The 12,884-nt window shown below is 71.4% G+C and carries 16 protein-coding genes; 12 read left to right on the plus strand and 4 right to left on the minus strand.

The window, feature by feature from the left end:
* Positions 1 to 1,035: a GNAT family N-acetyltransferase gene (locus ABD948_RS20415; RefSeq protein WP_345271722.1), complete on the plus strand. Its 1,035-nt coding sequence runs from the start codon at positions 1 to 3 to the stop codon at positions 1,033 to 1,035.
* A gap of 32 nt (positions 1,036 to 1,067) precedes the next feature.
* Positions 1,068 to 2,537, plus strand: a complete 1,470-nt coding sequence (locus ABD948_RS20420) for a glutamate-cysteine ligase family protein (RefSeq protein WP_345271723.1) — start codon at positions 1,068 to 1,070, stop codon at positions 2,535 to 2,537.
* A gap of 10 nt (positions 2,538 to 2,547) precedes the next feature.
* On the opposite strand, the gene ABD948_RS20425 is transcribed toward ABD948_RS20420, so the two are convergent.
* Positions 2,548 to 3,027, minus strand: coding sequence for a hypothetical protein (locus ABD948_RS20425; protein ID WP_345271724.1), 480 nt, complete (start codon positions 3,025 to 3,027; stop codon positions 2,548 to 2,550).
* Positions 3,028 to 3,103: 76 nt separating this feature from the next.
* Here ABD948_RS20425 and ABD948_RS20430 point away from each other — a divergent pair, with 76 nt between their 5' ends.
* Positions 3,104 to 3,505 carry a universal stress protein gene (locus tag ABD948_RS20430; RefSeq protein ID WP_345271725.1) on the plus strand — a complete coding sequence of 134 codons (402 nt, stop codon included), beginning with the start codon at positions 3,104 to 3,106 and terminating at the stop codon, positions 3,503 to 3,505.
* Between the two features lie 188 nt (positions 3,506 to 3,693).
* Positions 3,694 to 4,263 carry an HhH-GPD-type base excision DNA repair protein gene (locus tag ABD948_RS20435; protein WP_345271726.1) on the plus strand — a complete coding sequence of 190 codons (570 nt, stop codon included), beginning with the start codon at positions 3,694 to 3,696 and terminating at the stop codon, positions 4,261 to 4,263.
* Positions 4,264 to 4,272: 9 nt separating this feature from the next.
* Here ABD948_RS20435 and ABD948_RS20440 read toward each other — a convergent pair whose 3' ends face one another.
* From ABD948_RS20440 to ABD948_RS20450, 3 genes are read right to left on the minus strand one after another with little or no spacing between them, the layout of a single operon-like run.
* Positions 4,273 to 4,665, minus strand: coding sequence for a tyrosine-type recombinase/integrase (locus tag ABD948_RS20440; RefSeq protein WP_345271727.1), 393 nt, complete (start codon positions 4,663 to 4,665; stop codon positions 4,273 to 4,275).
* Positions 4,563 to 5,369, minus strand: coding sequence for a tyrosine-type recombinase/integrase (locus tag ABD948_RS20445; protein ID WP_345271728.1), 807 nt, complete (start codon positions 5,367 to 5,369; stop codon positions 4,563 to 4,565). The genes ABD948_RS20440 and ABD948_RS20445 overlap by 103 nt, the downstream gene beginning before the upstream one ends.
* Positions 5,369 to 5,884 carry a hypothetical protein gene (locus tag ABD948_RS20450; protein ID WP_345271729.1) on the minus strand — a complete coding sequence of 172 codons (516 nt, stop codon included), beginning with the start codon at positions 5,882 to 5,884 and terminating at the stop codon, positions 5,369 to 5,371. The genes ABD948_RS20445 and ABD948_RS20450 overlap by 1 nt, the downstream gene beginning before the upstream one ends.
* 132 nt (positions 5,885 to 6,016) lie before the next feature.
* On the opposite strand from ABD948_RS20450, the gene ABD948_RS20455 reads away from it, so the two are divergent.
* The 8 genes from ABD948_RS20455 (at position 6,017) to ABD948_RS20490 (ending at position 12,844) form a co-directional block, all read left to right on the plus strand.
* Entirely contained in the window at positions 6,017 to 6,214 is a 198-nt protein-coding gene (locus ABD948_RS20455; protein ID WP_345271730.1) for a helix-turn-helix transcriptional regulator, read from the plus strand.
* A 229-nt stretch (positions 6,215 to 6,443) separates the two neighbouring features.
* Positions 6,444 to 6,725, plus strand: coding sequence for a hypothetical protein (locus ABD948_RS20460; RefSeq protein WP_345271731.1), 282 nt, complete (start codon positions 6,444 to 6,446; stop codon positions 6,723 to 6,725).
* The gene (locus tag ABD948_RS20465; RefSeq protein WP_345271732.1) at positions 6,725 to 7,501 is read left to right on the plus strand and encodes a hypothetical protein; all 777 of its coding nucleotides are present in this window, start codon (positions 6,725 to 6,727) and stop codon (positions 7,499 to 7,501) included. The genes ABD948_RS20460 and ABD948_RS20465 overlap by 1 nt, the downstream gene beginning before the upstream one ends.
* Positions 7,502 to 7,748: 247 nt before the next feature.
* The gene (locus ABD948_RS20470) at positions 7,749 to 8,177 is read left to right on the plus strand and encodes an excisionase family DNA-binding protein (protein ID WP_345271733.1); all 429 of its coding nucleotides are present in this window, start codon (positions 7,749 to 7,751) and stop codon (positions 8,175 to 8,177) included.
* Positions 8,174 to 8,845 carry an HK97 family phage prohead protease gene (locus ABD948_RS20475; RefSeq protein ID WP_345271734.1) on the plus strand — a complete coding sequence of 224 codons (672 nt, stop codon included), beginning with the start codon at positions 8,174 to 8,176 and terminating at the stop codon, positions 8,843 to 8,845. Before ABD948_RS20470 ends, ABD948_RS20475 begins: the two co-directional genes overlap by 4 nt.
* 11 nt (positions 8,846 to 8,856) lie before the next feature.
* Positions 8,857 to 9,219: a hypothetical protein gene (locus tag ABD948_RS20480; protein WP_345271735.1), complete on the plus strand. Its 363-nt coding sequence runs from the start codon at positions 8,857 to 8,859 to the stop codon at positions 9,217 to 9,219.
* A gap of 131 nt (positions 9,220 to 9,350) precedes the next feature.
* On the plus strand, positions 9,351 to 12,593 hold the full coding sequence (locus ABD948_RS20485; RefSeq protein ID WP_345271736.1) for a coiled-coil domain-containing protein: 3,243 nt from the start codon (positions 9,351 to 9,353) through the stop codon (positions 12,591 to 12,593).
* Positions 12,590 to 12,844 carry a hypothetical protein gene (locus ABD948_RS20490; RefSeq protein ID WP_345271737.1) on the plus strand — a complete coding sequence of 85 codons (255 nt, stop codon included), beginning with the start codon at positions 12,590 to 12,592 and terminating at the stop codon, positions 12,842 to 12,844. Before ABD948_RS20485 ends, ABD948_RS20490 begins: the two co-directional genes overlap by 4 nt.
* Positions 12,845 to 12,884: the final 40 nt, after the last annotated feature.

Genomic DNA, 12,884 nt, shown 5'->3' on the forward strand with positions numbered 1-12,884 from the left:
GTGCGCATCGAGACCCTGGACACCGCCGACGACGCCCGCCTGCGCCAGGCCTACGACCTGCACCGGCGCGCCCACCTGCTCGGTCGAGAGGGTCGGCCGTTCTGGAGCTGGGAGGAGATGCGCGGTGAGTTCCGCACCGCCGACCCCGGCGAGCGGCTGGTGGTGCTGGGCGGCTACGCCGCGCCCGATGGCGAGCAGGCGGTGACGGCCGCGCCGGGGACGCTGCTCGGCATCGCCTACGTGTGGCTGCCGCTGCTCGACAACCTCGACAAGGCCTGGCTCTCGGTCGACGTCGACCCGGCGCACGCGCAGCGGGGGGTAGGGACGCAGCTGGCGGGCGCCCTCGTCGAGCTGTGCCGCGCCGAGGGTCGCCGCGAGGTCCTCGGCGAGGTCAAGATCCCCTTCTCCGAGCGCGAGACCCACGGCTACCGACGGTTCGCGGAACGGCTCGGCGCGACCTTCTCCAACGTCGAGGTGGTGCGCTACCTCGAGCTGCCGGTGCCGGGGGAGCGCGTGGAGCAGTGGGCGGCGACGGCGGCCGAGCGCGCCGGGGGCTACACGATCGAGACCCACGTCGACGTCGTGCCCGACGAGCTCGTGCCCTCGCTCTGCGTGCTGCTGGGCCAGCTCGGCGTCGACGCCCCCACGGGCGCCGTCGACTGGGAGGAGGAGGTGATGACACCGGACCGCTTCCTCACCCTGCGCGCCGAGCTCGTGGCCGCCGGCCGCACGATGCTCGAGACCGTGGCGCTGACGCCGGAGCGCGAGGTGGTGGCGCAGTCGACGCTGGCGGTCCCGGTGACCGGGCGCACCGACGTCTCCCAGTGGGGCACCTTCGTGCACCGCGAGCACCGCGGTCACCGGCTCGGGCTGGCGGTCAAGGCGGCGGCGCTGCGGCACCTGCAGGAGCACCACCCCGACATGCGCCGCATCGTCACCCAGAACGCCGAGACCAACGACCACATGGTCGCGATCAACGAGCTCATGGGCTTCGAGCCGGTCGAGACCTCCACGGAGATGCTGCTGCGCCTCTGACCCGGCCCGAACCGAGGCCGTAGGGTCGCGCCATGGGCGAAGAGGTCGACGCACAGGAGTTCACCCGGGCCGACCGGACCCGGCACCGGGAGAAGGTGCGGCGCTGCCTCGACGTGTTCGCGCGGATGCTCGCCGACTCCGCCTTCGACACCGACGACCCGATGACCGGGCTCGAGGTCGAGCTCAACCTCGTCGACGAGCGCGGCGACCCCGCGCTGAAGAACGCCGAGGCGCTGGAGGCGATCGCCGACCCCGACTTCCAGACCGAGCTCGGGCTGTTCAACATCGAGGTCAACGGTGCGCCCGCGAAGCTGCGCGAGCGCGGCCTGGAGCGGTTCGAGGACGACCTGCGCCGCAGCCTCAACGACGCCGAGGAGAAGTCCGCGCAGGTGGGAGCCCACCTGGTGATGATCGGTGTCCTGCCGACGCTGGCCGAGGGCCACATGTCGGTGGCCTCCCTCTCGGGCAACCCGCGCTACAAGCTGCTCAGCGAGCAGATCCTGGCCGCGCGCGGCGAGGACATCAGCATCGAGGTCGACGGCGTCGAGCGGCTCAGCACCTCGGCCGACTCCATCGTCCCGGAGGCCGCCTGCACGAGCATGCAGCTGCACGTGCAGACCTCGCCCGACCAGTTCGCCGACTACTGGAACGCCTCCCAGGCCATCGCCTCGGTGCAGCTGGCCGTCGGTGCCAACTCGCCCTACCTGCTGGGCAAGCAGCTGTGGCGCGAGACCCGGATCCCGCTGTTCGAGCAGGCCACCGACACCCGCAGCGAGGAGCTCAAGGTCCAGGGTGTGCGGCCGCGGGTGTGGTTCGGGGAGAGGTGGATCACCTCGGTGTTCGACCTCTTCGAGGAGAACGTGCGCTACTTCCCGGCGCTGCTGCCGGTCAGTGACGAGGAGGACCCGCTGGAGGTGCTCGAGGCCGGCGGCACGCCCAACCTCTCCGAGCTGCGGCTGCACAACGGCACGATCTACCGGTGGAACCGGCCCATCTACGACGTCGCCGGGGGAGTGCCCCACCTGCGTGTGGAGAACCGCCTGCTCGCCGCGGGCCCCACCGTCGTCGACATGATGGCCAACGCCGCCTTCTACTTCGGGCTCGTGCGCACCCTGGCCGAGAGCCAGCCGCCGCTGTGGTCGCAGATGTCGTTCAGCGCCGCGGAGGAGAACTTCCACGCGGCGGCCCGCTACGGCATCGACACCCACGTGTACTGGCCCGGCCTCGGGCAGGTGCGCGCCACCGAGCTGGTCGTGCGCCGGCTGCTGCCGATGGCGCGCGAGGGCCTCGACGCGTGGGGCGTGGAGCCCGAGACCTCCGAGCGGCTGCTCGACGTCATCCGGCAGCGCTGCCTGCTGGGCACCAACGGTGCGGAGTGGTTCGTGCGCCGGATGGCCGCGCACGAGGCCGCGGACCTGGAGCGCTTCGACGCGCTGCGGGCCACGCTGCTGGAGTACCGGGAGAACATGCACACCAACGAGCCGGTGCACACCTGGGCCTGACCCGCCGGGCCTACGCGGGGGAGGGGCGGTCGGTCTCGCGCCGGTCGCGCAGGCGCTGCCAGGTGCGGCCGGCGCCGGTGACGGGGTCGCGCCACGCCCGCCGGTTGACGACGACGAACGGCAGGTAGCGGCCCAGCTCGCCGCGGGCCGCCCGGACGGCGGCGTGCCAGGCCAGGTCGTCGTCGCGGGTCTCGGTGAGGTCGCCGGGCCGCGCCAGCCACGCCAGCGTCTGGGCGTTGCCCGCGGGCCGGTCGTGGGTCCCCGCCCGGCTGCGGCGCCACAGCGCGTGCACCACCTCGGTGCGCAGCGCCAGGTCCAGTGGACCCTCGTTAGGTTCGGCGCAGAAGGTGGCCACGACGCCGCCGGGCGTCCCGAGGTGCAGCACGGGGGCGAAGGTGCGACGCCGCTCGTTCGTGGCGTGCTCCAGGACCGCTCGCCGCAGGCGCACCTGCAGGGGGCGGGGGACGGGCTCGACGATGCCGGGGCGCACGCCCCCAGGCTGCCCCACCGGCGCGTCGCGCGCGCGGGCTCTCCACAGGGGGGCCCGCGCCGAGTACGGTGCGCACATGGCTGACACCGTCGTCGTCGGATACGTCCCCAAGCCCGAGGGCGAGGCCGCCCTGGCCAGCGCCATCAGTGAGGCCGAGCTGCGCTCGGCGCGCCTGGTGGTGGTCTACTCCCACCGCGGTGGCCCGGGCTTCGACCGCGCGGCCTCCGCGCAGGCCGACGACGAGGTCGCCGCCGTCACCAGCACGCTGGAGAAGTCCGGCGTGGCCTTCGAGGTGCGCCAGCTCGTGCGCGGCTTCGAGCCCTCCGAGGACCTGATCAACGTGGCGCAGGAGGTCGACGCCCAGCTGATCGTGATCGGCCTGCGCCGGCGCACCCCGGTGGGCAAGCTGATCCTGGGCTCCAACGCGCAGCGGATCCTGCTCGACGCGCACTGCCCCGTGCTCGCCGTCAAGTCCTGATCCCGGGCTCCGACGACGGGTTCGCCTCGCCGCGCGCGGACGCCGTCACCGGGTTCGCGCCCACCGAGGAGCTCTCGGCGTTGCGCAGCGGCAGCCCGATCCGGCGGTGGGAGCGGGCGCCCACGGCCAGCCCTCGCGGGGCGCTCGGGCCTCTCGGGCCGCTCGGTCGGGTGAGGCAGGATGTCGCCATGGCCATCCACATCACCGGCGACGACGCCGCCGACCAGGTGCTCACCGACAGCCCGTTCGCGCTCGTGGTGGGCATGATGCTCGATCAGCAGTACCCCATGGAGCACGCCTTCCGGGGGCCGGCGAAGGTGCTGGACCGGTTCGGGAGCCTCGAGCCGGCCGCCATCGCCGAGGCGGACGCCGAGGAGTTCGCGGCGCTGTGCGCCACCGCGCCGGCGATCCACCGGTTCCCGGGATCGATGGCGGCCCGGCTGCAGGACCTGGCACGACTCGTCGTCGAGAAGTACGACGGCGACGCCTCGCGGCTGTGGACCGAGGCCGAGAGCGGCAAGGACCTGTTCAAGCGGGTCCAGGAGCTGCCCGGCTTCGGCAAGCAGAAGGCGCAGATCTTCGTGAGCCTGCTGGCCAAGCAGCTCGACGTGCGGCCGGAGGGATGGGACGCGGTCGTGGGCGACTACGCGCTGGAGGGCTACCGCTCGGTGGCCGACGTGACCGACGGCGACTCGCTGCAGAAGGTGCGCGACTTCAAGAAGCAGAAGAAGGCCGCGGCCAAGGAGAAGGCCGTTTGACCTGCGGTTTCACGCATCGAAGCCGTCCGCAGTCCGCAGAGAGTCCGCAGGAGCAGCCAACGGCGCCAGCACGGCGTCCATGACGTCGCGGGTCCGATCGTCGTCGCCCGGCCACAGGTGGGCGTAGGTCTGCAGCGTGATGACCGCCGACGCGTGTCCCAGCCGCTCCTGGACCTGCTTCACCGACGCGCCACCCGCGATGAGTGCTGAGGCGTAGAAGTGCCGCAGGTCGTGCGCCGTGACGTCGACGCCGGCCGCGCGCGCCGCGCCCTCGGCCACGGTGCGCCACCGCCGGTACCTCAGCGGCTCGCCCAGCTCGTCGGTGAACAGTGGCCCGTCGCTCGGGTAGGTCGCCAGGTGGGCCGCCAGCGCCTCGACGACGACTGACCCGACCGGCACCACCCGGCGCGACTTCCGCGACTTGGGCGGGCCCAGGGTGCCGTCCTGGCGGCGCTGCCGCTCGATCGACACACCGACCGGCGGAGGAACTCGACGTGCTCAACGTCGAGGCCGAGCGCCTCTCCGACGCGCGGTCCGGCGCCGGCGACCAGCACCGCGAGCGCGCGGTAGCGCTCCGGGAGCGCGTCGCGGAAGGCCTCGACGTGCTCGATCGTGGGCGGGACGACGGGGGCCGCGTCTAGCTGGGGGAGCGTGATCCGGCGGCATGGCATCGCCGAGATCAGCCGATCGTCGACCGCGGCCGCGCACACCTGCGTCAGCACGTGATGGATGCCGTGGATCGTGCCGGGGGAGAGGCCCTTCGCCTCGAGCTTCTTCACCAGGCCCTGCACCATCGTCGGCCGAATGGCCGACAGCGGCGTCGCGCCGAGCTCGGGGAGGATGTGCAGCCGCAGCGCGTTGTCGACGATCCGCGCGGTGCCCTCGCTCGACACCTGGACCGCTTGCCACTGGCCAGCGTAGGTCTCGAGCGTGACCTTGCCGGCGCGGGGATCGACGTAGTCGCCTCGCACGACCGAGGCCGTGACCTGGTCGAGCCACCGCTGCCCGTCGACCTTGCGCTCGAAGTGGCGAGCGTGCTCCTTGCCCGCTGCGTCGCGGTACCTGGCCCGCCAGCGGCCGTCCGGGCGCTTCTTGATGCTCGCCATCAGATCAGGCCGGCTTCGCGTGCCTGCTGCACACGACGCGAGGCGGTGCGTCGGGAGTAGCGCATGAGCTTCTCGACCGCGCTGGTCGGTGCGTTGGGGTGCTCGGAGTAGATCCGAGCGACTTCCTCGAGCTCTGCGCGGGACGGACCGCGGCCAGGCGCATGGATCGCGCGCTCGATGCTCTTTCGCAGCCGCCGGGTCTCAGCCTCATCCGCTCCGCCGAGGGCCCCACCCCCAGGCGGCGTGGCGAAGTCGAGAAAGGCGGTCTCGGCGATGCCGTCGATGAACAGAGTCTTCAGGTCGCTGGTGCGGATCGCGCGGCCGTCCGGCTTCGCCGTCACCGTGAAGTCCACGCACTCAGGTCGGCCGTTGCGCACTTCGAAGTGGAGCGCTGCGTTGGGCTCGCCCAACTCGCCGGTCATCGTGACGCGGAGCCGCTTCGGCACCAGCACGCCGTCGACCAGCTCCTCACTGCTGAAGTCCCAGTGATTCTCGATCTTGCCTCGCAGTGTCATCTGCCCTGCCTTCCTAACGTGCGCCATTGGCGCGTGTGCCAAAGGCCCTATGCCAAGTGGCATAGGCAACTGTGCCAACGCCATGCCACGCTGTCAATCCCAGCAAACGTAATACGGGAAGGAGCTTCAGCGATGGGACAGCAGTTCATGACCACCGAGGAGGTGGCCGAGCTCTTGCGCAGCTCACCGGCCACGCTTCGCTACTGGCGCCACGTCGGCCGCGGCCCGCGCAGCTTCAAGGCGGGCCGACGTGTGCTGTACGCCCGCGAAGATGTGCACGCCTGGATCGCCGACGCGATGGCGACACCGGGAGGCAACGATGCCGCCTGACAACGAGAGAGGCCGCCCCTGCCAGGGCGGCCCCACGACCTCGACGCCATCGAAGATCCCGACCACGGTAACCGACCAGCCCGCGGCTTGGCGTGACGACAAGCCGTGTACCGGGCGCCCCAGCTGCACCTGCACCACCTGCCAAGCCGTCGATCGGATGCTGGCCCACGACCGTGCCTGACGCATCTGCCCGTGCGAACGCTGCGCCGACGACCGCCACATCGCCGCCGTGATCAGCGAGCTGTTCGAGCGAAAGCGAGTCGAGGAACAGGCGCGGCTGGTGTGCCCCTGCCCCGACTGCGTCGACGAGCGCCGGCATGCCGCGGCCCGGGACGCCGCCCACCTGCACGAGCGCACCACCCACACCGGCCAGCTACTGACCTGCGGCTGCTGGAACTGCCTGCTCGGCGTCCCCATCGGCCAGGACCCGCACTGGGCCTGGGACCCGATCTACGACCCCTACTGCCGACCCACCTGGCAGCTGGTGCTCGACGACCAGGCGGTGAGCTGATGACCTGGACCCGCCTCAGCGAAGACTTCATGGACCGCCCCGAGATCTACCGCCTCTCCCGCTCAGCACGACTACTGCACGTCGAGGCCCTGGTCTGGTGCAACAAGCGCGGCACCGACGGGCACATCGACGCCGGCGCCGTCCGCCGCATCACCGACGCCCCCGACTGGCAAGCCCTCGCCACCGAGCTCGAGGCATCGGGAGCCTGGTCACCCGACGGTGACGACGCATGGACTCTGGACTGGTCCGAGCAAGAGGACGCCGCCGACGTCCGCACCCGCCGCGACGCCAGGGCAGAGACCCAGAAGCGGTACCGCCAACGCCAAGCAGCGCACCAGCGAGGCGACCACAGCCTGTGCGATCCGCGGTACTGCCCAGCAGGCGTGACCGGTAACGCAACCAGTCACGCGACCAGTCACGACACAGGTCACAAGACGACCCCCCGTCCCGTCCCGTCCCGACCCGAAGGGGAGGGACAGGGACAGGGCGCAGGCACCGGCTCCGCTGACGCTCCGCCGGGCCGCGCCCCAGCGAACCAGCACGACACCGACACCGACTGGGACGCGGCCATCGAGACCGCCACCGGCCACCGCTACCGCCCCGACCAAGACGGCCGCTGCACCTTCATCCAGAAGACGCGAGTCATCGACCCAACCGTCTGCGGCTACCGCGCCGAGGATTGGCGACACGGCCACAAACCCGAAGGCGACGCATGCCCCTGCGGACACCCCTCTCACCACCCCGTGCACTACGCCGGCGAGCAGGCGACGTCGTGATACCGGGGGAGGGTGGCTCGCATCTCCAATGCCCACGGCGAGGGACCGCCGCAGTCTCGCCGGATCTCTCTCCGGACCTCGGACAAGTTCGGTGTCCGGCTAAGTCGGCCGCTGCTTGCAGAGCGGCAGGCCCCGTGGCGCCTCGTTTCTGGAGCTGGCATGACCGCTTAGCGTTGCGTCACGCTAACTACCTGGGGCTGGCGCTGTTCAGGCGCGTGGATCAGGACGACGTCGTGGCGGGCGCGTCGTGAAGCCGCAGAACCAGCTGCTGGCGGCTCACCTCGCCCGGGCGTTGGCCCGCTATGTGCCCGAGGCGACGCGGGAGGCCAAGGCGAGCGGCTCGGCCGTCCCTTCGGAGCTGGTGAACTTGGCTGAGTTCTTCGCAGATTGCGCCAGGCCGCGACAGGACGCGACATGGAATGCGGTCTCGCCGCCGACGATGGACGCTGCGGGTATGACGAACCGACTGCTCCTCACCAAGCGCGAGGCGGCCTCCCTGCTCGCGGTGTCGGTCCGACAGCTGGAGCGCTTGGTGGCTGGCGACGCAATCCGCACCGTTCGTGTAGGTGGCGGAGTGCGGGTGCGGCGAGCAGACCTCGACGCCTACGTCGCGGGCCTCGCGGCGCCCGCCAGCAGTTTCCGAGGAAGCGTGACAGCGAAGGACCAGGCCTCATGACTCGGCTCAGCAGCAAGGACGCCACGGCCGTCACCGTTCCCATCGCCTCGAGCGAGGCGGACGCTGGCGGAGGTTTCACCGCCATCGCGTCGACGGCCAGCATCGACCGCGACGGTGAGGTCATCGCTGTCGGCGCTTTCAACCCGCTGCCGGCCACTGTTCCGGTGCACGCCGACCACGTCGCCTCGGTCGACACGATCGTCGGCCGCGCTCGCCCCCGCTACGACGCAGGTCGGTTGCTCGTCGACGTGACGCTAGGCAGCGGCGCCCGTGAGCAGGACGTGCGCCGGAAGATCCGCGAGGGGCTGCTGGACTCGGTCTCGATCGTCTTCATCGGACATCGCTGGGAGATCATCGAGGGTGTCCGCACCTGCACCGCGGGGGAGCTGCTGGCCGTCGATGTCGTGACTGTCCCGTCGCAGCGAGACGCCCGAATCCTCGGGGTTCGCAGCATGAGCACGCCGGCAGCTGACCCGCTCGCATCCGTGCGCGCACTCCGGCGCCTCGTTCTCGCAGCAGACGCCGAGATCGTCCAGGCCAAGGCGGCGCTGATGCTCGCCCGTCATGCCACAGCCGACGGCACGCCGCCGCTACGACACGCCAGTCCATCGACAGCGCCTCCCGCCTGGGACGCCCATGTGATCCACGCCCTGACACCCAACACCTGAGGAGAAGCGTTATGACCACCACCACCCCGCCCCTGGTCCGCCTCGGCACCGACCTCCGGTCGCAGAAGGACCGCCAGGGCCACGAGCAGTACTACGAGGTCGCGCTCTTCTTCGAGAAGCGGCGCCCGGCGCGCTACTGGGTCCAGTTCCCCGGTCAGGACCCCCAGCCGGCGTTCGACACCAGCGCCCGTGACCCTCAGCCCGTGCCACTGGGACGGGTGCAGGGCCGCGGCTTCCGCTCAGGCAATCACACGGCGGGGAAGAGCGATCGTGACCAGGTGCTGCATCGCTTCGCCTCGTCGACGACACACGCCGGCCGCCCCTCGATGTCTCGACCGCAGGCCAGCGCGCACGCGAACACCCAGCTCGACTGACCTTCGACCCGCGCCCCAACGACCCTCGGAGGGAGGGCTGAGTCATCGCCGGCCCTATCCGCATCGCGATCCTGGCCAACGGCCTCCAGGCGCGCCGCGAGCTCGGCACCACGGCGACCGCGGCCGACCGCATGGGACAGCGGTTCTCCCGCGCCGGCGCGCTCATCCGCTCCGGGCTCACCATCGGCGCCGTCGGTGCCGGCGTGCTCGGCAAGGCCATCGTCACCCAGGCCAGCGACGCACAGCAGTCCCTCGGCGCCACCGAGAGCGTCTACGGCCGCTACGCCAACACGGTCATCCGGCAGTCGAAGAACGCTGCCGACGCCGTCGGGCTCTCGGCCAACGAGTACCGCGAGCTCGCCAACGTCACCGGCGCGATGCTCAAGTCCTCCGGCCTGCCGCTCAAGGAGGTCACCACCCTCACCGCCGACCTCACCGGCCGCGCGGCCGACCTCACCGGCCGCGCGGCCGACCTGGCCGCCACCTACGGCGGCACCACCCGCGAGGCCATCGAGGCCGTGTCCTCGCTGCTGCGTGGTGAGGCCGACCCGATCGAGGCCTACGGCGTCTCGATCAAGCAGGCCGACGTCAACGCCCGCCTGGCCGCCAAGGGGCTCGACGAGCTCGAGGGGTCCGCGCGCAAGCAGGCCGAGCAGCAGGCCCGGATCGAGCTGCTGTTCCGGCAGAGCGCCGACGCCGCCGGCCAGTTCGGCCGCGAGTCCGACACTCTCGCTGGGCAGAGCCAGCGCCTCAAGGCCGAGCTGCAGGACACCGCCGCCGAAGCCGGAACCGCGCTGCTCCCCTCGCTCACCGACCTGGTGAAGTACGGCCGGTCCACCGTGGTGCCGTGGCTGGGCGAGGCTGCTGACTGGCTGGCCACCAACAGCGACGAGATCGGCAACACCGCCAGCCAGATCGGCTCGGCGCTCCTGCCCAGCCTTAAGGCCTTCGCCGACGTCGGCGGAACCGTGCTCGACGTCATCACCGCCATCCCCGAGCCCGTGCGCAACGTCGCCGCCCAGGTCGGGATCGCGGGCTTCGCGTGGGCCAAGCTCAGCCCGGTCGTCATCGACAGCGTTGGGGCTCTCGGCGAGTTCAGCACCAAGGTCCGCGACGCCGAGACCCGAGCCGCCGCGATCGGCCGGGTGTCCCGCCAGGCTGCTGGCGTCGGCGGCCTTCTCGCCTTCGCCGCCGGCGCCCAGCAGACCGACTCCACGATGGGCACCTTGCTCACCACTCTCGGCGGTGCCGCCACCGGGTTCGCCATCGGTGGCCCCATCGGCGGCGCCGTCGGGGCGCTCGCAGGCCTGACGACCGGGCTGCTGCAGAGCAGGGACGCCGCCGACGACGCGCGCACGTCGGCCGAGGACTACGCGGCCGCTCTGGACCAGGTGACTGGCGCCGCGACAGAGCAGAACCGCGCGATGATCCTCACCGACCTGCAGCAGGCCGGCACGATCGACGCGCTGCGCGGCTACGGGATCAGCGCCCGAGAGGCCGTTAATGCAGCCCTCGGGCAGGCAGACGCGACTGAGCGCGTGAACCTCGCGCTGCAGGGCGAGGAGGCGCAGCTGCAGGCCAACCGGCAGGCACTGGCCGACGTGCAGCGGGAGTACGCCAACCTCTCCAGCTCCGAGCTCGAGGAGCGCGGTGGCGCGCTGATCGCCGACGAGGCGCGCATCAAGGGAGAGATCGACACCATCCGGAACGGGATCTCCACCCTTCGAGAGGTTGCCCGCCAGCACCAGGACACAGCGCAGTCCACACGGGCAGCGTCTCGCGCCACCACCGACTACAGCGCGCTGATCGGGAAGATCCCGAAGCGCGCCTACACGCGCATCGACGAAGTCGGTCTGCAGCCGACCGCGCGGGGGGTCGCACGGCTCACCCGCCAGTACAACCTGCAACCGAAGGAGGTCCGCACGGTCATCACGACGCTCGGCATCGACACCTCGGTGAAGAACGTCCGGCGCCTGGCCGGCCAGCTCGACGGCGTCGGGAAGAAGAAGCCCAAGTCGACGGTCGAGGTCAACACCAAGGGCGCCAAGGGGCAGCTCGACAGCTGGCTGTCCTCGCTGGGCAAGAGCATCCGGTCCGGCGTCCGCGAGGCCGACCGCGGCGGCAACGAGATCAAGCGCGGCCTGGAGAAGGGCCCGAAGGGCGCCCGCGCCGACCTCGGCCGCTACAAGAGCGACGTGTCGTCCGGCGTGGCGTCCGCACGCAGCACCGCGAGCTCGGGCGGCCAGTCGGTGGGCAACGCGCTCCAGTCTGGCGTACTCGCGGGCTTCGCCGGCACCCAGAGCGCTCTGGCCGCACAGGCCGCTGCAGCCGTCCGTGCTGCAGTCGCGTCGGCGAAGGCAGCGGCGAAGATCAAGAGCCCCTCGCGAGTGATGCGTGACGAGGTCGGCGCACAGCTCGGCCGCGGCCTCGAGCTCGGCATCGCTGACCGGAAGGGCAAGGCCAAGAACTCCGGCCGCAACCTGATCCGGTCGCTGCTGTCCGGTGTCGACGACGGCGCCGACGGCATCTCGAAGTCGGTCGACCGGCTGACCAAGCTGATCGAGAAGCGGGTCAAGGGCAAGGGCGAGGAGAAGCGCGAGCGCGCGATCCTCAAGAGCCTCAGCGACGAGTTCAAGCAGCTGCGCAAGAACGGCGCCCAGCAGGAGAAGAACAACCGCCTGCTGGTCGCCGCCCGTCAGCGCCACAAGGACCTGGTGGCCGCTGCGAAGCAGTACGGCACCGAGATCCGCGACAGCTTCGTGCAGTACGGCTCGGTCACCGCGCTCGGCCAGGGCGAGGGCTTCGGGTCGCTGGAGCAGATGTTCCAGATGTGGGAGGCCCGCGCCGAGGCAGCCGAGCGGTTCGGCAAGAACCTGCTCTCGCTCGCCTCGGCAGGCCTCTCGCGCACGGTGCTGGAGGACATCCGCAACGCGGGCGTGGAGGGCGGTGCGGGCATCGCCGAAGCGCTGCTGGCCGGCGGCAGGGAAGCGATCGGGCAGGCCAACTCGCTGGCCGACCGGTTCGCCCAGGTCGGCGGCGGCGTGGGCGACAAGCTGCGCGACCGCTACCACTCAGCGGGCATCGCCTCGGCCGACGCGCTGGTGCGCCAGCTCGAGCGCCAGCAGGCGAAGCTGGACCGCATCGCGCAGCGCATGGGCCGCGAGCTCGTGAAAGAGGCACAGCGCGCCATAGGTGGCCGCCCGCAGCCGCCCAGCGCCCGCGAGACCTACGCTCGCAGCCAGAGCGCGCGCCAGCAGGCCGGGGCCGCTCCGCAGCGGCTGCACCTCACCGCACAGGAGCTCGACCAGCTGCAGCGAGGACGGCAGATCTCGCGCGACCTGCGCGCGTGGGAACGAGCAGGGGGGACCCGATGAGCAAGTACGACGAGATCCTGAAGTCGATCACCGACTACGCCGACACCCTCGAGATAGCGGCTAAGGCCGGCGAGGAGATCACGGTCGACGTCTGGCGCGTGGTGGAGCAGCAACGCCTGCTCGCGCTCGTCCTCCAGGAGACCCTGGCCGAGATCGGTGAGGTCGTCGGAGACGTGGTGCGCGAGCAGGCGGTGCCGCTCATCCGCCAGGCGCTGCAGGAGGCGCTCAGCGAGGACGACGCCGGGGACTAGGTCGCCCTCACGCCGTCGTGACACAGCTAGCTCTGGTGGT

Origin of the sequence: Nocardioides nanhaiensis, assembly GCF_039542785.1 — a bacterium.
Classification (GTDB): Bacteria; Actinomycetota; Actinomycetes; order Propionibacteriales; family Nocardioidaceae; genus Nocardioides; species Nocardioides nanhaiensis.